The sequence below is a fragment of the Bacillus sp. NP157 genome, from assembly GCA_018889975.1.
In the GTDB taxonomy this organism is placed as follows: domain Bacteria; phylum Pseudomonadota; class Gammaproteobacteria; order Xanthomonadales; family Rhodanobacteraceae; genus Luteibacter.
Genome location: CP076546.1, coordinates 697,411 through 718,941 on the forward strand (window position 1 = coordinate 697,411; position 21,531 = coordinate 718,941).

Sequence of the window (21,531 nt, forward strand, 5' to 3'; positions counted from 1 at the left end):
ATGGGGGCCAGAAGCCAGCTAGGAGCGCGCCTGCGCGATGGAGGCCAGAAGCCAGCCTGGGTCGCGCGCAGGCGCGCTCCTACACCTCAATACGCCAGCGTAATCCGCTTGCGGGCGGCATCGCCCTTCTCGATGCGGTCGAGCAGGCCGATGGCGTAGTCGGCCTGGGAGATGTGGCTGTTGCCCTGGGCATCGACCAGCAGCTGGTCGCCGCCGACGCGATAGGTACCGGTGCGCTCGCCCGGGGCGATCATCGCGGCGGGGCTGATGAAGGTCCAGTCGATGTCGGCCTTGCTGTTCCGGAACACGTCCAGCGCCCTGACCATGCCCATGGCCGAGTCTTTCCACTCGGCGGGGAAGTGCGGGTCGTCGATGACGCGGACGCCCGGCGCCACTTCCAGCGAGCCGGCGCCGCCGACCCAGGCAAAACGGCGCACGCCGGCCTTCGACAGGGTGTCCAGCAGCACTTCGGCCTGCTTCGGCACGTTGTCCGGGTTGGGATCGTTGACGCTGGCGACCGCGGCATCCTGGCCGGCGAGGGCGGCGACGTAGGTCGACGGCGTGAGCAGGTCGCCCTTGGTGACGGTCAGCTGCGGGTGGGTCACGCCGAGCTTCGCCGGGTCGCGAACGATGGCGGTGACGTGGTGGCCACGGGCGAGGGCCTCGTCGAGGATGACCTTGCCGATATTGCCGGTGGCGCCGAACAGGACGATTTTCATGCGGGATCCCAGGGGGTGAGGGCAACGAGGTGATGGCGGGCAGGATGCGCCATGGATCGTTGCGTGGGAATGGACTTTTCGGCGATTCATTGTGTAGTTTAGGTTTACAATCGCTGGCAAGCTATCCGAAGCCAGGGCGAGGTGACCGCGTGGAAGTGAATCTGAACCGGCTGGGGGTGTTCGTCGCGCTGGTGCGCGCGGGCTCGTTCACGGCCGCCGCGGAGCAACTGGGTACGACCAAGGCCATGGTGAGCCAGCATCTCGCCCGGCTGGAAGCCGAGGTGGGTATGACCCTGGTGCTGCGAAGCACGCGGAAGATGTCGCTGACCGACGCCGGTGAACGGTTCTACGAGGACTGCGCGCGCGTCGTCGCCGACGCCGAAGCCGCCGTCACCCGGCTGGGCGAATGCCGCGACACCCCGATGGGTAGCCTGCGCGTGGCCGCCTCGGGCGACCACGGCCCGGCGATCGTCGCGCCGGCGCTGGCCGAATACGTTCGCCGCTTTCCACAGATCCGGCCGGAGCTGGTGGTGAGCGATGCACTGGTCGACCTCATCGCGGACCGCATCGACGTCGCCATCCGCGTCGGCTTCCTGCGCGATTCCGCGCTGCGTTCGGCGAAACTGTCCGACATGTGGCAGTGCCTGGTGGCGTCGCCCGCGTACCTCGCCGAACACGGCACGCCCGTCGCGCCGGAAGACCTCGCCGCCCATCGCTGGGTCGCACACACGATGCTGCCGTCGCCCACGCGCTGGACCTTCAGCGATGGCAGCGGCATGAAGCGCGCCGTGCAGGTCGACGCGGTGGCCAGTGCGAACAACACCCGTGCCGTGCATGCGCTCGTGCTCGAAGGCATGGGGCTGTCGGTATTGCCCGATTACGTGGTCGACGACGACCTCAAGGCTGGGCGCCTCGTCGCCTTGCTCCCCGGCCACGCCTTGCCGGTCGCTGGCGTCTACGCGGTGTATGCAGGGCAAGCGACGGTCAAGGTCCGCGCCTTCATCGATATCCTCAAGGAACGTACGGCGCAGCCAGGCTAGCGGCGATTCCGTCCAAGCCACGACCACGCTCCCGGTGGAACCCTTCGCGCACCACACCGGCGCAGGGCCAGCCCATGAAAGCAGCCTGGATTTCCGACGCGAAAGCGGGCGACCTCTCCATCACGGTCGGTGAAACGGCGGCCCCGGCGGACGCCGATGACCGGCTGCTGATCGACGTGGAGGCGGTGGGCCTGACCTTCGCCGAGCCGACCTGGGTGACCAACGGGACGATGCCCGTGCAGGACGGCAGCTGGCGCTCGCTGCCGGTGATCATCGGCCACGAGTTTGCCGGCCGCGTGGTGGGCGCGGGTCGCGCGACGCACGGCTTCAGCCCGGGTGATCGCGTGGTTGGCCTGATCGACTTCTGGCGCAATGGCGCCGCGGCGGAACAGGCCAGTGCGCTGCCCGCCGAGGTCGCGCGGCTGCCCGACGGCGTGACGTCGATCGAAGCCAGCACGCTGCCGATCGGTGCGCTGACGGCGTGGCAGGCCTTCTTCGACCACGCCCGGCTGGTGCGAGGCGAGACGGTGCTGATCCACGGTGGTGCTGGCGCCGTGGGTACGTTCGCCATCCAGATTGCCAGGGGTGCCGGTGCGCGGGTGATCGCGACGGCGCGCGGCAGCGACGCCGTGCAACTCTGCCTCGCGCTGGGCGCCGACGTCGCGATCGACACCCAGGACGCTCGGTTCGAAGAACACGCCGGGCACGTGGACGTGGTGTTCGACACGGTGGGCCACGACCTGCTCGAACGCAGCTGGCGGTTCGTCGAGCCGAAGGCGCGCCTCGTCACGATCTCGGGCGAGGCGGAAGACGCGCCGTCGCCGGAACGGGCGCGGCAGCTCGGCATCGAAGCTTTCTGGTTCATCGTGCGGCCGGACGCGGCGCAGCTGGCCGAGATCGTCGGCTGGGTCGCCGACGGCCGGATCAAGCCCCAGGTCGATCGGCTGTACCCGCTGGAGGATGCCGCGCGTGCCTACGCCGAAGCGCCCGCCAGGCAGAAGAAGGGCAAGACCGTGCTGACCCTGTGACGGCCTTGCCGGGCGTTACATCACCTGGTTGCCGAGCCGCAGGTTGATGCCGAGCGCCGTGGCCAGCACGCGCATCTGCTCGTCATCGCGCGACGAAGTGATCCAGCCCGCATAGGCATCGTCTTCGTCGGCCTCGCGCGACCACAGCGTGTAGCCGCGCTCGTTCAGTGCGTCGTAGGCACGCGAGAAGATCTCCGGCCCATCGATGTCGTCATGGAACTCGTCTTCGTCCGGATCGCCGCCCCAGTCGATCTGCAGGTTCCAGCGCACCACCAGTTCGTTGATCGCCTCGACCAGCGCACGCGTATCGTCGGCTTCCACCTCGAAGGCGGAACGCCAGTCGGTCACCTGCGTGACGATGCGCAGCGGATCGTCCTCGCCTTCCTGCTCCACGGCGTCGCGATACGCGGTGAACTGCTGCAGGGCGGCGTCTTCGTCACCCGGGTTGATCAGCAACAACAGGTGCCAGACTTGCGATTCGACGCTGTCCTCTTCGTCGTCGTCGCCGTGCTCGCGCTCGTATTCGTAATCGTCGTCGTAATCGCTCATGGGGATGGGCCTCGGATGTCGGTGCGAATGATGACATAGGCACTCGTCGGCATGACGGCAAGACGCATGAAGTTGACAAATGCACGACGCGGTGCAACAAATGGCGTGCGGTACGTGCTCCATCGACCGCGGCCCACTGCCAACCGCCGCCCTCGGGCGGCAACAGCCAGGCGACATCCTCTCCCAGTGAACATCATCGACCACAGCACGCCCGATTCCCCGACGACGTCCGCGGCCATGCCGCGATGTTTCGTGGTGCGCGCGTGTTGTTGTTGCCTGGGCTGATCCAGCGCCTCTTCGCGCCTTTGCCACGTTGACGCATCACTGACCGCGGGTTCGCCCCGCGGCTTGCGTCGCCGTCCGCCTTTTTCGTCCATACCGTCCCGTTGCCGGCTGCGCCCATGCGTTGCCGCGGGCGGCCATTCGCCTCGACCAGGCTCTCCCCAGGGGAAGTACAGCTCATGTCCCACCGTTTCATCCGCCATCGCTCGCCTTTGTTCCTCGCCGTGTCGCTCGCACTCGCCAGCGCCGCCACCGCCACCCATGCGCAGGACGCATCGAGCCAGTCGCCGGAGGCCGCGAAGGCCAGCAAGCTCGACACCGTGATCGTGACCGGCACCCGCAGCACAGAGCGCACCGTGTCCAGTTCGTTGCAGCCGATCGACGTCATCACGCCCCAGCAGCTGCAGCAGACCGGTGCCACCCAGCTCACCGCCGCGCTGGCCCGGCTCGTGCCCTCGCTCAACTTCCCGCAGCCGACGACGATCAGCGGCGCGGAAGTGGCACGCCCGGTGACCCTGCGTGGGCTGAGCCCGGACCAGGTCCTCGTGCTGATCGACGGCAAGCGACAGCACGCAGGCGCGTTCCTCAACCTCGGTGGCGCCGTCGGCCGCGGTTCCAACCCGGTCGACCTCAACGCGATTCCCATCTCGGCCATCGAGCGCATCGAAGTGCTGCGCGATGGCCAGTCGGCGCGCTACGGTTCCGATGCGATCGGCGGCGTCATCAACGTGATCCTGAAGAAAGGCGGGGAGGGCGGCCAGGTCACGGCGAAGTTCGGTGGCTATTCCGCTGGCGATGGCCTGCAGCGACAGCTGAGCGCGGACACCGGCTTCCGCCTGGGTGACAAGGGCTCGATCCACGTCGCGATCGATACGCAGAACAACGACGGAACCAATCGCGCGGGCCGCGACCAGACCGCTGCTTCGGTGGGCACGACCTACGGCAGGAAGGTGTACTGGCTGGGCGATCCCGCCGTGCAGTCGAACAAGGTCTCGCTGACCGGCCAGTACGAGTTCAACAAGGCGGCCGAGGTGTACTTCACGGCGATCTACCGGCGCGACCGCGACGAAACCGCCAGCCTTTACCGCCATCGTGGCGACTCGACCAACGTGGCGTCGATCTATCCGCAGGGCTACCTGCCGGTCAGCATCCCGATCGTCAACGACACCACGCTCACCGCCGGCCTGCGCGGCGAGCTGGGCGATGGCTGGCACTACGATGTCTCGGCGACGCACGGTTCCAACGAATACGACCAGCGCAGCCATGCGATCAACGCCGACTGGTACAAGGCCTACGGCTACACCCCGTTCTTCATCCAGGGGGCCGATTACAAGACCCAGCAGCAGACCGGCAACGTGGACATCAGCAAGGAGTTCACTCCGTCCTGGCTGCCCAATTCGGTGAGCGTATCGTTCGGGCTGGAATACCTGCGCCAGGCGTACAAGGTGACGCCGGGCGATGCGGTGTCGCAGTACGGCGCGAACGGCGGCATCACCGGCGACCTGCAAGGCAACTGGCAGCGGCACGACGTGTCCGAGTACATCGACCTGGAGACCAACCTGACCGATCGGTTCGCCGTGTCGCTGGCTGGTCGCCACGAGCACTACAGCGACTTCGGCGGGACCACGTCGGGCTCGTTGTCGGGTCGCTTCGACTTCACCCCACGGGTCGCCTTGCGTGGCAGCGTCGGCACCGGCTTCCGCGCGCCCACCCTCGTCCAGCAGCATTACGCCGACATCTCCTCGCAGCTGCAGGACCTCGGCCAGGGCCAGGTGCTGGTGCAGTCGGGCACGTTCCCGGTCGACGCGCCGGCGGCGTCGCTGCTGGGCGCGCAGGCGCTGAAGCCGGAGAAGTCGCGCAGTGCCACCGTGGGCCTGGTGCTCGAGCCGCTGGATGGCTGGAACCTCAGCGCCGATGCGTACTGGATCAAGATCAGCAATCGCATCAACCTGTCGTCGAACATCCCGGTGAACACGCCGGCGGTGGCGGCGTACCTCGCGGCGAACGGCGTCGATGCGAACTACCAGTCGATCCGTTACTTCACCAACGCCGTCGACACGCGTACGCGCGGCCTCGACCTGGTCAGCCAGTATGGCTTCGACTTCGACAACGGCGACCGCCTGAACAGCACCGTGAGCTGGGCGTACAACGAGAACAAGGTGACGAAGGTGAAGCCGAACCCGGCCATCCTCGATGAACTGGGCGTCGCCGTGCAGCGCGTCGAACGCCGCGAACGGCTGGGCTTGCTGGGTGATACCAACCCGCGCACGAAGCTCGACGTCGGTTTCGATTACCTGCATGGGCGGTGGGCGGGACATGCCAACGTGCAGCGCTTCGGCAGCTACACGGTATTCAGCAACAGCGGCGTCGCCCTGGACCAGGACTTCGACCATCGCTGGACGCTCGACCTTTCCGCGGACTACACGCTGGATAACTGGACCTTCGCGGTCGGCTCGGACAACGTTACCAACGCACGCCCGGAGCAGGTGAAATACGCCAACTCCACGAGCGGTAACTTCAAATACAGCCTGTTCTCGCCGATGAGCTGGAACGGCCGGTACGTCTACGGCAGCGTGACCTACCGATGGAAGTGATGCCGATGCGTAGCGTGCTTGCCGCGTTCCTGTTTACCGCCGTCCCCGGCGCCGCCATGGCGCAGGAGACTCCCCTCATCGGTTTCGGCCCGGCCTCATCGACCAGCGAACGCGATGTCGAAAAACGCGTGGACGCGTCGATCGACCGCGCCGACCTCGACGGCTGGCTGAAGCGCCTGGCCTCGGCACCGAACCAGGTCGGTTCGCCGCACGACAAGGCGAATGCCGATTTCATCGCCGCCAGCCTGCGCCAGTGGGGCTGGGACGTCTCGATCGAACCGGTGCGGGTGCTGGTCGCCTATCCGACGACCCAGCAGCTCGCATTGACCTCGGCGGACCGATACGCGGCGGACTTCAGCGAGCCGGCGGTGGCCGGCGACCCGGACACCTCGCGGCGCGAGGGCGTGCTGCCGGGCATGGAGGCCTACAGCCCGGATGGCCGCGTCGATGCGCCGCTGGTCTTCGTCAACGAAGGGCTGGCCCGCGACTACGACGAGCTGGAGCAGCTGGGCGAATCGGTGAAGGGCAAGGTGGTGATCGTAAAATCCAGCGGGGCAGGCCGCTGGGTCAAGCCACGCCTGGCGCAACAGCATGGCGCGCTGGGCGTGGTGATCTATTCGGATCCGTCGGAGGATGGCTACCCCAAGGGCGACGTCTATCCGGCTGGCGCATGGCGCACCGAGCGCACCGTGCAGCGCGGCACGCTGGGCATCGATAGCGTGCTCGACGCGGCCACGGCGAAACAATTGCAGGCCGCGCACCGCACCGCCGATCTGTCGATTCCCGTCGTCACCATCGGCTACGGCGATGCGACGCACTTCCTGCAGGCACTCGGCGGCAAGCCGGTACCGCTACGCTGGCAGGGCGGGTTGCCGTTCACCTACCACGTCGGCGGCGATGCCCCGGTGCATCTCGAGGTGCGCTCGCCGTGGGAGTGGCAGACGCTCTACAACGTCATTGCCACGCTGCGCGGTAGCACCTGGCCCGACGAGTGGGTGATCCGTGGCGTACACCACGATGCCTGGGTATATGGCGCGTGGGATCCACTGGCGGGCACGACGGCGCTGTTGGCGGAAGCGAAGGCCGTGGGCGAGCTGGCACGTGCGGGCCAACGGCCGAAGCGGACGCTGGTGTTCGCCAGCTGGGATGGCGAGGAGCTCGGTATCCTCGGTTCGAAGGCGTGGGCGGAGCGACACGCCGCCGACCTGGCGAAACACGCGGTGTTCTACCTCAACAACGACACCACCGGGCGTGGCTTCCTTGCCGCCGGTGGCGATCCGTCGCTGGCCAGCCTGGTCGACGGCGTCGCCGCCGACCTGCGCGATCCGGAGACCGGTGCCAGCGTGCAGGCGCGACGCCTGGCCAAGCGGGCGGTGGATGCGGCGGCGAAGGGCAAGGATGCCGATGCGGCGATCGTGCCGACGCGGCTCGGCACAGGTTCGGACTACCTGCCGTTCGCCCATCGCTTCGGCGTGCCTTCGCTGCACGTGCGCTACGGCTACGACCGCGATGGCGACGAGGAAAGCGTGCCGGTGTACCACTCGCTGTACGACACCTACACGCACTACCAGCGCTTCGGCGACCCCGGGCTCGCCTACGTCGGCCTGCTGGCGAAAACCAATGCGCGGCTTGCGTTGCGCACGGCGAACGCGGACGTGCTGCCCTGGCGCTACACGGCATTCGCGCAGGCGTTGGGCAAGGACATCGATCGCCTGCAGGCCGGCGCGGAAGCGGCGCATCGCGATGCACAGCGACACAACACGCTGCTGGCGTCGGATGCCTACCGGCTGGCTTCGGTGGCGTACCGGGAGGTGAAACCACCGGTGCGGGTGGACGATGCGTGGGAGCCGGTCGACCTCGCATCCTTGCGCGGGGCACAGAAGGATCTGCTCGACGCGGCGCAGGCGTTCGACGCGAAGGCGTCGGCGGCAGGCGACCTGCCGGCGGCGAAGGCCGCGGTGGTGAATGCGAAGCTGCGTGCGTTCGCCGTGGCGTGGCTGCAGCCGGCGGGCCTGCCGCAGCGGCCGTGGTACCGGCACCTGCTGCAAGCTCCGAGCAAGAAGGAGGGCGAGGACGTCGCGCCCTTGCCGGGTATCGGCGATGCGCTGGACACGAAGGACTGGGTGCAGGCGCGGGCCGAAGTCGCCGCCACCGCGGAGGCAACGACGAAGGCCGCCAGGATCTTGCGAGAGGCGACGGCCGGGCTTTGATGGCTCGATGGGAACGCAGCTATAGTCCGCGCCATGACGACCAAGCCGCGTTCCCACATCGCCTGGCCCCGGCGCTACATCCATGCCCGGCCGCGTTTCCTCGTTGGCGCGCTGGTCGCCGCGGTGTCGGTCGCGGGGCTCGCCGCCTGCGGCGTACCGCTGCGGCTGTCCTTCCTGCTCGGCTTCGACATCGGCACCGTGGTCTACCTCGGGCTGATCCTCGGGATCTTCCTGCACGCCAACACCGCGACGATGCGGCGACAGGCAAGGCAGCAGGACGTCGGCCGATGGACCACCCTGATGGCCGGCACCGTATTGTCGTCGGTGGTGCTGGTCGCGGTCAGTACGGAGCTGCAGTCGTCGGACAAGGGCGGGGCGGCGGCGATCGCCATCGCTGCCTCAACCATCATCCTGGCCTGGGCGTTCATGAACTCGCTGTTCGCCCTGCACTATGCGCACGGTTTCTACGGTGAGTTCGGCAAGGACCACCAGGGCCTGGATTTCCCCGGTAACGAAGACCCCGATTACTGGGACTTCGCGTATTTCTCCTTCACCATCGGCATGACCTTCCAGGTCTCCGACGTCCAGATCACCACCCGTTACCTGCGCCGCATCGCGCTGATGCACAGCGCCATCGCGTTCTTCTTCAACGTCTTCATCATCGCCATCAGCGTGAACATCGCGGCGGGCAAGGCATAGCCGGGCGCTACGCGCGCGCCGGCCGGTGGGCGTGGAGGCAGGTCACCACGCTCAGGCCCACGCATGCCATCGCCACCCATTCGGTGGCCGCGGGCCAGCGGCCTTCCCACAGGAACCCGTAGAGCAGGGCGAACAGGGTTTCGAAGAGGATCATCTGCCCGACGAGGGTTAGCGGAAGCAGGCGGCTCATCCGGTTCCAGAAGCCGTTGCCGAGGATGGAGGCGAATACCGCCATGCCGGCGCTGATCCCGGCGAAGCGGGTCCACGCAGCCATCGTGTGCGTGCCGCCGTCGAAGTACATCGCCGCGGGGACCAGCAGCAGCGACAGCGCGCCGGTGACCAGCCCGGTCAGCAGGTTCCAGTCGTGGGCTGACACGTGCGGCAGCCGGTGCAGCCAGCGTGCGTTGCGCAGCGCATAGATCGTCCACGAGACCAGCGCCGCGATCGCGCACAGGAACCCGGCCACGCCGCGCCATTCGACGCGCCCCGTGCCATCGCCGGCCAGGGCCTGCCAGCCGATGCAGGTGATCGCGACGGCGCTGAAACACAGCGACGGGACCAGCCGGCGCAAGGGCACGGCGCCGACGGCGCGGCTACCGACCACGGTAACGACGACCGGCAGGAAGCCGATCACCAGCGACGCCATCGCCACGCCACCCCATTGCACGGCCGTGGCCAGGGCGACGTAGTAGACGATATTGGCCAGCAAGCTGAGGCCGACCAGGGCGCGCCAGTGACGGGCTTCGAGCCAGCCACGCAGCATCGGCCAGCGCGGCACCAGCAGCATCGCCGAGATGGCGCCATAGACGAGGTAACGGCCGGCTGCCAGTTGCAGCCCGGTGAAGTCGTGGGCGAGTTGTGGTGCTACGAATACCGTGCCCCAGAGCGCGCCGGCTACGATGCCAAAGGCGATGCCCAGGGGGATGTTGGCCTTGCCGTCCATGCGGACTCCCCGAACGACCGTCCGTGATCCCGGGCGGCCAAAGGCCCATTCTAAGGCCACCCGCATGCGTATTTTTCTTATTGACGCGCTGCGGCAGCCGCGCGATCTTCCGTTCAGCCGTCCATACGGCAGGCCCTTCCGGGGCTAGTGACAGGGGGATACCAGCATGAACGTGCAGACTTTCATCCGGGCGACGGGGGTCGTCCTGGCCGTCGCGTCCGTCAGCGGACCGGCTTTCGCGCGTGGCGACGAATCGCCGCCAGACAGCATCTGTACCGTGCTCGGCACGGCGCAGCGCTACGTCGGCACCACCGTCACCGTGCGTGGCATCGCATCCAGCGAGGGCAAGATCACCACGCTGGCCGATGCGCAGTGCAAGGGTGGCGTGGCGCTGACCATCGACGAAAGCACGAGCCACAAGCGCGACGTCTCCGCTTTCCGGCGAGCCATGGCGTCGAAGAGCGCCCGGGCCGACGCCACCATCTTCGGTCGTTTCACCGCGACCGGCGATACGACGTCGCCCTACGCGATCGACGTCTACAGCGTGCGCGACGTGGTCGAAGCGCCCGCCGACGGTACCTGACGGCGTCGCGTCACACGGCCGGCCGGCGCCATGCCGCCGGCCGCCACGCCGTGGCCAGTGCCAGGGCCAGCAGCGGCAGGATGCTCCACGCCAGCGCGCCCGCGCCGGCGTGGTCCAGCACGGCACCGCCGAGCATGCCGCCGAGGGCGAGCGCGACATTCCACCCGGTGACCAGCAACGACTGCGCGACGTCGGCCGACTCGCCGGCGTTGCGCGCCAGCGCGGTCTGCAGCAGCGTGGGCGTCGCACCGAAGCCAAGTCCCCACACCGCCAGCGCGATGGTGAGTACCGGCAGCCGGGTTGCGAACAGCGCGATCGACAGCGCGGCGACGAGGAACGCCACCACGCCACCGACCACCAGCGCACGCATGTGCCGGTCGCCGAACGCTCCGGCTAGCCAGATCCCGCCGACCGAGGCCAGCCCGAAGACCAGCAGGTAGCGGTCGACCGCGGCACCGGCACCGGCAGTGGCCAGCAGCGGCGCGATGTACGTGTAGACCACGTTGTGGGCGAGCACGAAGACCAGCAGGGTGCCGAGCACCTGGGCGACGCTGGGTAGCGCGATCACCTTGCGCAGGCGCAGCGGGCCCGGGTTGGCCAGGCCGGGGAAGTCGGGCAGCGCGAAGCGCGCCCAGGCGAACAGCAGCACGCTGAAGCCGGACATGATGCCGAACGTGGCGCGCCAGCCGATCGCATTGCCGAGCCAGGTGCCGGCGGGAATGCCGAGCGAAAGCGCGAGCGGCGCACCGACCAGCGCCACCGCCATGGCCCGGCCCTGGCGTTCGCCCGGCACCATGCGCAGGGCATGGCCGGCCACCAGTGCCCAGAGCAGGCCGCCGCTGACGCCGCCGATGAGGCGTGCCACGAGGATAAGGACGTAGGCGTTCGACAGCGCGGTGACGGTGTTGGCCACGGCGAAGCCGGCAATCGCCGTCAGCAGCAGGGGGCGTCGGTTGAACCGGCGCGTGTACGCCACGACGGGTATCGCTGCCAGCACCGAGCCCAGCGCGTACACCGTCACCAGCTGGCCGATCAGTGCCTCGCTCACCCCCAGGCCGGCGCTCATCGTAGGCAACAGCCCGGCAGGCAGGGCCTCGGTGATGATCGTGATGAAGCCCGCTGCGGCGAGGCAGAGCAGGCCGGTCCAGGGGAAGGTCAGGGGCACGGCAACGGCGTCCCGATGCATCCGGGTCATGTCGGAATTCCTTTGCAAATCAATGTTCGCCAGTCTAGGTGGCTCGCGATAAAGGATAAAGAAGGGTAGAGTTCGGCGCATACGGGACAAAAACGTCCGCAATGGAATGAGCACGTGGAAAGCCTCGGCAGCCTCTACACCTTTGTCCGCGTGGCGGAGACCCGCAGCTTCGTCGACGCCGGCAGGGCGCTTGGCGTCTCGGCGGCGGCGGTCGGCAAAAGCGTGGCGCGGCTGGAAGCGTCGATGGGCGTGCGCCTGTTCCACCGCAGCACCCGCAGCATCACGCTCACCGCGGAAGGCCACCTCTTCCTGGTCCGTTGCCGGCGGATCCTCGCCGAAGCAGAAGCGGCCAAAACGGAACTGTCCGAACGCGTGGGTAATCCGCAGGGGCGGCTGCGGGTCAGCCTGCCGACGGTGAACGACCTGGTCCTGCCGGTGCTGGCCGACTTCGTCGCCACCTATCCCGACATCGCACTGGACCTCGACTTCACCGATCGGATGGTCGACGTCATCGAAGAAGGCTTCGACGCCGTGCTTCGCGTGGGCGAACCGGCAGATTCGCGGCTGGCCGGACGCTACCTGGGCAGCTTCAACCGCTATCTCATCGCGTCGCCGGCCTACCTGCGCGAGCACGGCACGCCGCGCACGCCGGGCGACCTGCTCACGCACAAGTGCATGCATTACCGCTATCCGAGCACGGGCCGGCTGGAGACGTGGCCCCTGCGTGACGCAGCGGATCTGCGGTTACCCGAATCGCTGGTCTGCAACGACATCCTCAGCCGCGTGCACTTCGCCTCGCGCGGCCATGGCATCGCCTTCGTCCCCGACCACTCGGCACGCCAGGCGCTGGCCAGCGGCGCCGTCGTGACCCTCCTCGAAGATCATCTCGACGCTGCCAGCAGCTTCCACCTGCTGTGGCCATCGGGCCGGCACGTCCTGCCCAAGCTCAGGGTGTTCATCGATTTCTTCAGCGAACACATGTTCCCGGATGGCGCGTTGCGCCGCGATTCGCGATAAGTTACGCCCCGGGGATGCCACGGACGGGGAACGGATGAAGCTCGGATCGATTGCCATGCTGGCCGCCATGCTGGCCGGGACCGCGACAGCGGCCGACGCACCGTCGGAGGTGTACAAGCCCACGGCCGCACAGATCGCGCTGGCCGACCAGCTGCGCATGCCGCCGCAGCCACCAGGGCGCAATGCCTACCCCTTGCTGTGGTCGTTCGATTACGACCTGGCTCCGGGGCAGGTCGATGCGGCCTACGAAGCCGACCGGAAGAAAGCCGCCGCGTGGGCGAGCGAAGCCTATGCGACGTTCGAGCGGACGGATCACTTGCCGCCGTTTCCGCACAGCGCCGCGTCGATGGCCGCGCCGTTTGCCAGGGTAACGCGCGAGGAATACGCAGCGCTTTGTGGCAAGGAAACGCCCTCGTGCCTCGGGCACGTACGTGGCCACGTGGCCGACGTGCGCACGATCCTGGGCAAACACGCCGCGCTGCTTGCGCGTGTTCGCAGCCTGGCCTCGTACGACACATGGTGGAACACGATGCCGGCCGACGTGGCCCTGCCGATGCCGCGCGTGCAACCCGCATTGCAGTTCTGGACGTCAGCCGCCGCGCTCCGCGTAGTCGACGGCGACGTGGTCGGTGGACTCGACGAGGCGTGCACCGCAGCGGGTACCTTTCGCCGGTTGCGCGCCCACGCGAACACCCTCGTCGATGCCATCCTTGCCGAAGCGGGAGCGCGGCGGGGCATGCACCTGGTCGTCGAAATCCTCGCGATGGCGCCGGCGGGCGTACCTGTCCCGCAGAGCTGCCGCGACGCGGTCGCCGCCCCGACGCTTGCCGACGTCGACACGCGAGGCATGGCCGCGTACGAACACCAGTTCCTGAATCGCACGAGCGAAAGGAGCGGCATGGGCGGCATGGACTACGCGATGGTCGGTTTCCACGCCGCGCTCGCCAGTGAGGCAACGCAGCGCGCCATGCTCGACGATGCTGTCCTGCCGGATGCCGTGCTGGCAAAGGTGCGCCGCGACCTGCCTGCGATGCAGGGTGTGGAGTCGCCGAAGGAGATACGCGAATACCTGGTCAGCTCCCTCAACGGCCAGGTCGATCGCGAGGCGGACTATCTCTCCACGATACGGATCGCCGGGCTTGCCCTGTGGTTGCGCGAACACCCATCCGACAAACCACTGGACGCGCGGATCGCCGCGGCGCCCGCCGGCTCGCTCGCGAAGCGCCTCACGGTTGCCTGCGAAGGCAAGTGCATCGAGATGTCGGAGCGCTGGAGACCGGTGCAGGGCAAGACATGGTCCGTCCACGAATGAGGGTCAGGATGAACCCCGGATCGATCGCCATGCTGGCCGCCATGCTGGCCGGGACCGTGATGGCGGCCGATGCGCCGCCGCAGGGGTACAAGCCGTCGGCCGCGCAGATCGCGCTGGCCGGGCAGCTGCGCATGCCGCCGCAGCCGCCGGGACGCAATGCCTATCCGTTGCTTTGGTCGTTTGGTTTCGATCTTTCGACGACGCAGGTTGACGCTGCGTACAAGGCCGATCGGGCCATTGCCCTGCGCTGGACGGACGGCGCGCACGCGGAGCACGAGCGCACCGGGGCGTGGCCACGCTTCCCGTACGCCGCGGCGACGGTGGGCAAGCCCTCCAGGTCGGTGCCTGACGGCGACTACGCCCTCTTATGTGGTCTCGCCGTTTCTTCCTGCCTCGACCAGGTCCGCGCACGGCGCGAGGCGATCCGCGCGGTGCTGGTACGCAACGCGGTCCTGCTCGCCCGCGTGCAGTCCCTCGCCGGCTACGACACGTGGTGGAACACCATGCCCGCGGATTCCATGTTGCCCGTGGCCGGGGCCTTGCCCGCACTGAAGTTCTGGGCGAGCGCCGCCGCGCTCCGCTTCGTCGATGGCGATGCCGTCGGTGGCCTGGACATGGCATGCACCGCCGCGGCGACGTTCCGCCGCCTGCATGCCCACGCGAACACGGTGCTCGATACCGCGTTCACCGAAACGGGTGCACGAAGCCAGGTCCATCTGGCCGCGGAGATGATGGCCGCGCTGCCGGAGGGCGCCCAGGTGCCCGACGCATGCCAGGTCGCGATGGCGCCGGTTGTGGCGGCGGATGTTGATTATCGTGGCGCGGCGGCATTCGAGTGGGCTTTCGCCGTCCGGTCGAACGAGGTCGGTGGCCATCCGGACGACGCCTTCGCGGTTCTCGGTTACATCGTTGCCCTGGGCGGGGTGCCAGGACAGAAGGCCATGCTCGACGATACCGCGGTGCCGACGGTAGATCCTGCGAGCGTGACCTTCGACCAGAACTATGCCGACCTCCTCTCGGGCCGGATCGCGCGTGGCGCCGATTACATCGCGACGCTCCGCATGGGCGCGTTGGCACTGTGGCTGCAGGCGCATCCCAGCCACGACCCGCTCGAACGGCGGCTAGCCACGGCACCGGTGGGCGCGTTGGCAAAGCGGCTGACCGTGGCGTGCGCAGGGCACTGCCTGCGGATGGAACATCGCAGCGAAGGGTTCGCGTCCGGGAGGACCTGGCCGATCGCGACGCCTTAGCCCGATCAGACCAGCTGCACTTCCACGCCCTGCTCGCGCAGGGAGTCCACCGCGCCCTTCGGGGCGCTGGTATCGGTGATCACGACGTTCAGGCCCGCGATCGGGGTGATCACGGCGAGGCTGCGCTGGCCGATCTTGCTGGCGTCGAGCACGGCCACCACCTCGCGCGAACACTTCACCATCATCGCGTTGAGGCTGGCTTCCTGCGGGTCGGGCGTGGTGACGCCGACCACGGTGTCCAGGCCGTCCACGCCGAGGAACAGCCGGTCGGCGGAAAGCCGGGCGAGGGCGCGCTCGGCGTCCATCCCGACCAGCGAGTACGAGGTCTGTCGCAGCATGCCGCCGAGCATCATCACCCGCACGGTGGACAGCCCGCTGAGTTCGAGGGCGATGTTCAGCGCATTGGTGATGACGGTGAGCGACTGCCACTTGCGCTGGCGGATGCAGCGCGCGATTTCCACCGTGGTGGAGCCGGAGTCGAGGATGATCGTCTCGCCGTCGGCCACCATGCGTGCGGCGGCTTCGCCGATGCGGCGCTTCTCCGCGAGGCGACGGGCTTCCTTGATCGGCAGCGGCACGTCCTGGGGCGATGGCTCGGCGGGCACCGCGCCACCGTGCGAACGCTTCGCCGAGCCAGACAACTCCAGTGCCTCGAGGTCGCCGCGGATGGTCACGGCCGACACGCCGTAACGCACCACGAGATCGTCGACGGTGACCCGGCCCTCGTCGCGCAACAGGTCGACGATGGCGCGCCGGCGCTCTTCGATCAGCAGTTTCTTCGGCGGCGTTTTCGCGCGTCGTTCGCTCATGTGTTCGCTTATCAGGCCAGGTGCAGCAGGCGCGCCGCGTTGTCGTGGTAGACCTTGCGCAGGATAGCCGAAGACAGGCCCAGGCCGTAGATCGACCAGCGCCCCTGGGGCGGGGTTTCCGCCGGCGCGTAGTCGAAGTATTCGTCCTCGGTCTCGAGGAAGCGGTAATAGATCTCGTAAAGCTCGTCGCACAGCAGCTGCTGGGGCACGGCATTGCCAAACGGCGGCGGCACCGCATCGGTGCCGAACAGCACGCGGTCCTGGAAGCGTTCGATGAAGGCCCGGCTGCGGCGGGGCTGGCGGCCCAGCTCGCCGATCCGTGCGCTGATGTCGATCATCGTGTTGGGGTAGGCCGCCAGCGTCTGCGCGAGGTCGTCCAGTCGCTCGCCCTGGTTGCCGACGTGGAGCAGGACGAAGGTCGTGCGCGGATGCCGTGCGATCACCCGGTCGCGCGCCTGCATCAACGCGGCGTGGCTGGGGTAGTCGGCGCCGTAGAAGGACCAGTCCGGGTGGTGGGCGAGCTCTTCGTAACGCTCGTTGTGCCGGTCGGTGGGCTGGAAGAACGCCAGTGGATCGGCCGTGTGCAGGAACACCGGCAGGCCGTGCGCGGCGCAGGTCTCCCACATCGGATCGAAGCGTGGATCGTCGAGGCCGACCAGCGCGCCGCTGTCGATGCCTTCGCGCAGGTAGAGCCCGAGCGTCTTCAGCAGCTTCAGCCCACGCGCGCCCAGCCGCGCCGCCGCGGCCAGCGCATCGGCCTGGCGGGCAGGGTAGTCGGGCTCGCCGAACAGATGGAACGAGGGCTCGGTCAGGGTCAGGAAGCGGCCCGGCGCGGCCTGGTCGAAACGCGCGATGGAATCTTCCAGCCCGCGACCGACGCCGCCGGTGAGGTTCACCATGCAGCGGATGCCCTTGCGATCCATCAAGGGCAGCAGGTCGGAAGGGCTGGTGAACTGCACCATCTCCTCGCCCAGCGACACACCGCCGCGGGTGTGCTTCATCCACGTCAGGTGGGTGTGCATGTCGATCACCGGGAAGCGCGGCGTTTCGATCCGCGTCGCGCCCGCGGCGAGCATGCTGCGCGGGGCGAAGTCGACCAGGCGCAGGCTGGCATCGACCGGTGCCGTCTCCAGCGGATTCTTGCCGGCCTCGCCGCCACCCGCGGCACGCGCGGCGGGCGGCGAACAGCACAGGCAGCCGGCCCAGCTTTCGTCGTGGCGGTCGTCGGTCATCCGATAGCCTTTCAGCGCGAATAGCGCTGCATGATCCCATGGACCTGGCGGGTCAAGGCCACGGCCTGCTCGAACGGACGCAGCCACATGTTGCGGCCGAACATCACGCCCGTGGCGCCCTGCTGCATGTAGAACTCGACCTTGCGCAGCACCGCGTCGTCGTCGTCGTTCTTCTCGCCACCGGAGAACAGCACGATGGTGCGGCCAGCGGACCGCACGACGCGCGACGTGCGGCCGGCGGCGTCTTCGTCCAGTGAGGCATAGGGGCCGGGCACGCCGTCGCGGCGATCGTCCGGCTCGTGCAGCTTCACGATGTCGGCGCCGACTTCCAGCGCGACGCGCGCGGCGTAATCCTGCGCATACAGCGAGCCCTTGCCACCGCGCGTATCGATCGCCGCGCCGCGCGGATAGGCCCACAGCACCAGCGGCATGCCGAAGCGATCGCAATCCTCGCGCACCTGGCGCAACTGGCGCAGTTCGTCGTGCTGGCGCGGCGAACCGACGTAAAGCGTGTAGCCGACGGCATCGGCGCCCAGGCGCACGGCATCTTCCACCGAGGCGAACTGCGGCGAGGTCGCGTCGCCGTCGTCGGGGATGTTGGTCTTGCCGTTGAGCTTGAGGATCAGCGGCACGCGGCCGGCGTATTCGCCGATGTACTTCTGGGCAAGGCCGATGCCGAGCGCGATCGCGGAGAACCCGCCGGCCTCTGCCAGGCGGAACTGGTAGCTGGGGTCGAGCGCCGGCGGATGCGGGAAGAAATCCGTGGGGCCGTGCTCGAGGCCCTGGTCCAGCGGCAGGACAAGCAGGGTGCCGTTGCCCGGGCCGTGGCCGTAAAGCATCCGTTGCAGGCGCGTACGCTTGCCGGGCGGGAGGTCCAGGGTGGCGAGCGTGGGGGCTTCAATCGTCGGGGCTTGCATGTCGTGATTCCTCGGGGCTACTCTGCAATCGAAAGTTTCGTTATCTTTCGTTTTCAACCTATCGTAAGTCAAGCCCCACGATGACCCTTCCGTCCAACGATTCCCTTCCGACCCTCGCCAGCCTGCGCGGGATGACCGCAGCCCAGCAGCAAGCCCTGGGCTGCGCCGACACCCTGCGCGAGATCCTGCAGCAGCCTGCCACGTGGCGGGCGACGGCCGGATCGCAGGGCGCCCTGCATCGCGCCGCCCTCGATCATGCGCTTGCCGCGCGTCCGGCGCAGATCGCGATCACCGGCTCGGGCAGCTCGGTGTACGTGGGCGAGGCGCTTGCCCCGGTCCTGCAGGCCGAGCTGGGCATCCCGGTGCGTGCCGTCGCGGCGGGAGACCTGCTGACCCACCTGCAGGGGAGCCTGCCCATGGCGTCGGCCGGCGGGCGCAGCGGGGCGGTCGATGGCGCCGATGGCCTGCTCATTTCCATCGCGCGCTCCGGTGACAGCCCGGAAAGCGTCGGTGCCGTGGATGCCGTGCTGGCGCGTGCGCCGGGCTGGCGCCACCTGGTGATCACCTGCCATGTGCAGGGCCGGCTGGCCACGCGCTATCGCGACGAACCGCGGGTGGGCGTGGTGGTGCTGGATCCGCGGACGAACGATCGCAGCCTGGTCATGACCAGCAGCTTCACCAACATGTTGCTGGCCGGTAGTGCACTGGGCGCGACACGGCCCGCCGATGGCGCCGCGGCGCTGGTGGAACGGGTCTTCGATCTCTACGCCGACGCGCTGGCCGCGATGGCCGCGGGCGAGCGCGATACGGCGGTGTACCTCGGCAGCGCCGGCGCCTATGGCGCGGCGCGCGAGTCGGCGCTGAAGATGCTGGAGATGAGCGGCGGCGACACGGTGACGCTGGCGGAAACCTTCCTCGGTTTCCGCCACGGGCCGATGGCCTGGTTGAACCGCGGCGGCGTGCTCGTCGCGTACCTGTCCGGCGATGCCGGCATCCGCGCTTACGAGGCCGACCTGCTACGCGAACTGGATGCGAAATCGCTCGGTGCCACGCGCATCGTCGTCGGCGAAGACGTCGGCGCGGACCTTGCCGGTCCGCACGGGCTGGCCATCGAGCTGCCCGGTCTTTACGCGTTGCCGCCGGCCCAGCAGTTGCTGGTGCATACCGTGGTCGGCCAGCTGTTCGCGTTTTTCCGCTGCCTGCAGCTGGGCCATCGCCCGGATACGCCGTCCGAAGGCGTGCTGACCCGCGTGGTCGGCGAGTTCACGCTGCATGACGGGGGAGCCGCCGCGTGAGCACCGTCGTCGTCGCCGGCGAAATCAATGTCGACCTGATCCTGACCGGGATCGAGCGCTTGCCGACCTTCGGCACGGAGATGCTCGCGACGGGCGCCGCCCAGGTGCCGGGCAGCTCGTCGATGATCTGTGCGTTTGGCCTGGCCCGCCTCGGCAACACCGTGCGTTTCGCCGGTCGGGTCGGCGACGACGAGCGCGGCCGCTTCTGCGTGGACGCCATGCGCGCCGCCGGCATCGATACCACCGGCGTCGTGATCGATGCGCTGCACGAGACCGGCCTCACCGTCGCCTTGTCGGGCCCGTCGGATCGCGCCCTGGTGACGTTCCCCGGTGCGATCGCCGAACTGCGTGGCGCGGACATCGCCGACGCCACCCTGCACGGCGCCGACCACCTGCACATCTCCTCGTATTTCCTGCAGACCCACCTGCATGCGGACATCGCTGGCCTGGTCACGCGCGCACGCGCCGCTGGCCTAACGGTGTCGCTGGATCCGGGTTTCGATCCGCGCGGCGAGTGGGATGCCGGGCTGCGCGAAGCCCTGCCGCTGGTCGACGTCTTCCTGCCCAACGCCGTCGAGGCGTGTGCGCTTGCCGGCACGGACGAAGTGGAGACGGCCTTGCGTCGCCTCGCCGTGCGCGGGCCGATGGTCGTGGTCAAGCACGGGCGCGATGGCTGCCTCACCCTGGAGGGCGACAGCGTGCTGCGCATGCCCTCGTTCCCCGTGGACAGCGTGGATACCACCGGCGCGGGCGACAGCTTCGACGCTGGCTTCCTGCACGCCTGGCTGCGCCACCAGCCGATGCGCAGCTGTATGCGCTGGGGCGCGGCATGCGGTGCGCTGTCGACCCGCTCGCTTGGCGGCACCGGTGCGCAGGCGACCGCCGCCGACGTCTTCGCCCTGATCGGCCACGACGCATGATTACCGTCGCCGGCTACAACAGCGCCATCGATCGCCTCGTCGACGTGGAGTCGTTGCAGCCCGGCGAGGCCAACCGTGCCGGTGGTGCCGACGAGCGCCCAGGCGGGAAGGGCGTGCACGTGGCCCAGGCCATCGCGGTGCTGGGCATGCCGGTCACCCTGGTGGGCCTGACCGACGATGCGCACGCCGACGAATTCGCCGAACGCCTGCGCCTGCGCGGCGTCGATTTCCGCGCCGTGCGTTCGCCGGTGCCGCTGCGCCAGTGCCTGGCGATTCGCGAAGCCGACGGTCGCATCACCGAGATCCTCGAACGCAGCGAAGATCCCGGTGAAGACACGCGCTTCGTGCTGGACCAGGTCCTTCGCCACTGGGTGGACGAGAGCGACGCGCTGGTCTGCACGGGCAGCCTTCCACCTGGCTTCGACGACGATTACTACGCGCGGCTCGCGACCGAAGTCCGCGTGCCGTGTGCGATCGATGCCAGCGGCAACGCCCTGCGCGCGGCCGCCCTGGCCTCGCCGTGGCTGCTCAAGCCCAATGCGGCCGAAGCGGCCGACCTGCTCGGTACGCCGCTGGCGGACGTGGCGGATGCCGCCGCGCTGGCGCGCCGCCTGCATGACGCCGGCGTGGCGAACGCGGTGCTGACCCTGGGCGGCCTCGGTGCCGTCGGCTGCGACGCGCAGGGCGCGTGGCACGCCGCGCTACAGGTCACCGGGGTCCGCAACACCGTCGGCTCGGGCGATTGCTTCCTCGCCGGCCTCGTCGTGGCCCTGACCCGCGGCGAAGCCCTCGGCGATGCGCTGCGCCTGGCGGTGGCATGCGGCGCCGCGAACGCACTCGGTGAAGAAACCGGATTTATACGGCGTGACACGGTGGATGGCCTGCGGCCGCTCGTCCGCGTCACGTCTCTGGACGTCTAGCAAGCTCGGGAGAAAAC

General features: G+C 68.6%; 19 protein-coding genes. 12 read left to right on the forward strand and 7 right to left on the reverse strand.

Annotated features, from left to right (window positions below):
• Positions 1–86: 86 nt before the first annotated feature.
• A complete protein-coding gene (locus KPL74_03220; GenBank protein ID QWT21030.1) occupies positions 87–719 on the reverse strand; it encodes an NAD(P)-dependent oxidoreductase in 633 nt (210 codons plus the stop codon).
• Positions 720–868: 149 nt separating this feature from the next.
• Here KPL74_03220 and KPL74_03225 point away from each other — a divergent pair, with 149 nt between their 5' ends.
• Positions 869–1,759 carry a LysR family transcriptional regulator gene (locus KPL74_03225; GenBank protein QWT21031.1) on the forward strand — a complete coding sequence of 297 codons (891 nt, stop codon included), beginning with the start codon at positions 869–871 and terminating at the stop codon, positions 1,757–1,759.
• A 74-nt stretch (positions 1,760–1,833) separates the two neighbouring features.
• Positions 1,834–2,787 carry an NADP-dependent oxidoreductase gene (locus KPL74_03230; GenBank protein QWT21032.1) on the forward strand — a complete coding sequence of 318 codons (954 nt, stop codon included), beginning with the start codon at positions 1,834–1,836 and terminating at the stop codon, positions 2,785–2,787.
• Positions 2,788–2,802: 15 nt separating this feature from the next.
• Here KPL74_03230 and KPL74_03235 read toward each other — a convergent pair whose 3' ends face one another.
• A complete protein-coding gene (locus KPL74_03235; GenBank protein QWT21033.1) occupies positions 2,803–3,336 on the reverse strand; it encodes a hypothetical protein in 534 nt (177 codons plus the stop codon).
• A gap of 461 nt (positions 3,337–3,797) precedes the next feature.
• Between KPL74_03235 and KPL74_03240 the strand changes: the two genes are divergently transcribed.
• The 3 genes from KPL74_03240 to KPL74_03250 are packed head-to-tail and all read left to right on the forward strand — an operon-like array spanning position 3,798 to position 9,121.
• Positions 3,798–6,212: a TonB-dependent receptor gene (locus KPL74_03240; protein QWT21034.1), complete on the forward strand. Its 2,415-nt coding sequence runs from the start codon at positions 3,798–3,800 to the stop codon at positions 6,210–6,212.
• Between the two features lie 5 nt (positions 6,213–6,217).
• Positions 6,218–8,422: a M28 family peptidase gene (locus tag KPL74_03245; protein QWT21035.1), complete on the forward strand. Its 2,205-nt coding sequence runs from the start codon at positions 6,218–6,220 to the stop codon at positions 8,420–8,422.
• A 33-nt stretch (positions 8,423–8,455) separates the two neighbouring features.
• On the forward strand, positions 8,456–9,121 hold the full coding sequence (locus KPL74_03250; protein QWT21036.1) for a DUF1345 domain-containing protein: 666 nt from the start codon (positions 8,456–8,458) through the stop codon (positions 9,119–9,121).
• A gap of 7 nt (positions 9,122–9,128) precedes the next feature.
• On the opposite strand, the gene KPL74_03255 is transcribed toward KPL74_03250, so the two are convergent.
• Positions 9,129–10,064: a DMT family transporter gene (locus KPL74_03255; GenBank protein QWT21037.1), complete on the reverse strand. Its 936-nt coding sequence runs from the start codon at positions 10,062–10,064 to the stop codon at positions 9,129–9,131.
• Between the two features lie 166 nt (positions 10,065–10,230).
• Between KPL74_03255 and KPL74_03260 the strand changes: the two genes are divergently transcribed.
• Complete coding sequence (locus KPL74_03260; GenBank protein ID QWT21038.1) at positions 10,231–10,647, forward strand: hypothetical protein; 417 nt, start codon at positions 10,231–10,233, stop codon at positions 10,645–10,647.
• Between the two features lie 10 nt (positions 10,648–10,657).
• Here the strand turns inward: KPL74_03260 and KPL74_03265 are convergent, their stop codons facing one another.
• The gene (locus tag KPL74_03265; protein QWT21039.1) at positions 10,658–11,842 is read right to left on the reverse strand and encodes an MFS transporter; all 1,185 of its coding nucleotides are present in this window, start codon (positions 11,840–11,842) and stop codon (positions 10,658–10,660) included.
• A gap of 114 nt (positions 11,843–11,956) precedes the next feature.
• Between KPL74_03265 and KPL74_03270 the strand changes: the two genes are divergently transcribed.
• The 3 genes from KPL74_03270 to KPL74_03280 are packed head-to-tail and all read left to right on the forward strand — an operon-like array spanning position 11,957 to position 15,421.
• Positions 11,957–12,859 carry a LysR family transcriptional regulator gene (locus KPL74_03270; protein ID QWT21040.1) on the forward strand — a complete coding sequence of 301 codons (903 nt, stop codon included), beginning with the start codon at positions 11,957–11,959 and terminating at the stop codon, positions 12,857–12,859.
• 34 nt (positions 12,860–12,893) lie between these two features.
• Positions 12,894–14,171: a hypothetical protein gene (locus KPL74_03275; GenBank protein ID QWT21041.1), complete on the forward strand. Its 1,278-nt coding sequence runs from the start codon at positions 12,894–12,896 to the stop codon at positions 14,169–14,171.
• An 8-nt stretch (positions 14,172–14,179) separates the two neighbouring features.
• Positions 14,180–15,421 (forward strand): hypothetical protein, encoded by a 1,242-nt coding sequence (locus KPL74_03280; GenBank protein QWT21042.1) that lies wholly within the window; start codon positions 14,180–14,182, stop codon positions 15,419–15,421.
• Positions 15,422–15,426: 5 nt separating this feature from the next.
• On the opposite strand, the gene KPL74_03285 is transcribed toward KPL74_03280, so the two are convergent.
• The 3 genes from KPL74_03285 to KPL74_03295 are packed head-to-tail and all read right to left on the reverse strand — an operon-like array spanning position 15,427 to position 18,379.
• Positions 15,427–16,230, reverse strand: coding sequence for a DeoR/GlpR family DNA-binding transcription regulator (locus tag KPL74_03285; protein QWT21043.1), 804 nt, complete (start codon positions 16,228–16,230; stop codon positions 15,427–15,429).
• An 11-nt stretch (positions 16,231–16,241) separates the two neighbouring features.
• Positions 16,242–17,462, reverse strand: a complete 1,221-nt coding sequence (locus KPL74_03290; GenBank protein QWT21044.1) for an amidohydrolase — start codon at positions 17,460–17,462, stop codon at positions 16,242–16,244.
• 11 nt (positions 17,463–17,473) lie between these two features.
• Complete coding sequence (locus KPL74_03295; GenBank protein ID QWT21045.1) at positions 17,474–18,379, reverse strand: hypothetical protein; 906 nt, start codon at positions 18,377–18,379, stop codon at positions 17,474–17,476.
• 80 nt (positions 18,380–18,459) lie between these two features.
• Here KPL74_03295 and KPL74_03300 point away from each other — a divergent pair, with 80 nt between their 5' ends.
• Genes KPL74_03300 through KPL74_03310 form a run of 3 tightly spaced genes read left to right on the forward strand, consistent with a single transcriptional unit; the run spans position 18,460 to position 21,514 of the window.
• Complete coding sequence (locus tag KPL74_03300) at positions 18,460–19,674, forward strand: hypothetical protein (GenBank protein ID QWT21046.1); 1,215 nt, start codon at positions 18,460–18,462, stop codon at positions 19,672–19,674.
• Positions 19,671–20,594, forward strand: coding sequence for a carbohydrate kinase family protein (locus KPL74_03305; GenBank protein ID QWT21047.1), 924 nt, complete (start codon positions 19,671–19,673; stop codon positions 20,592–20,594). The genes KPL74_03300 and KPL74_03305 overlap by 4 nt, the downstream gene beginning before the upstream one ends.
• Positions 20,591–21,514, forward strand: a complete 924-nt coding sequence (locus tag KPL74_03310) for a hexose kinase (protein ID QWT21048.1) — start codon at positions 20,591–20,593, stop codon at positions 21,512–21,514. The genes KPL74_03305 and KPL74_03310 overlap by 4 nt, the downstream gene beginning before the upstream one ends.
• Positions 21,515–21,531: the final 17 nt, after the last annotated feature.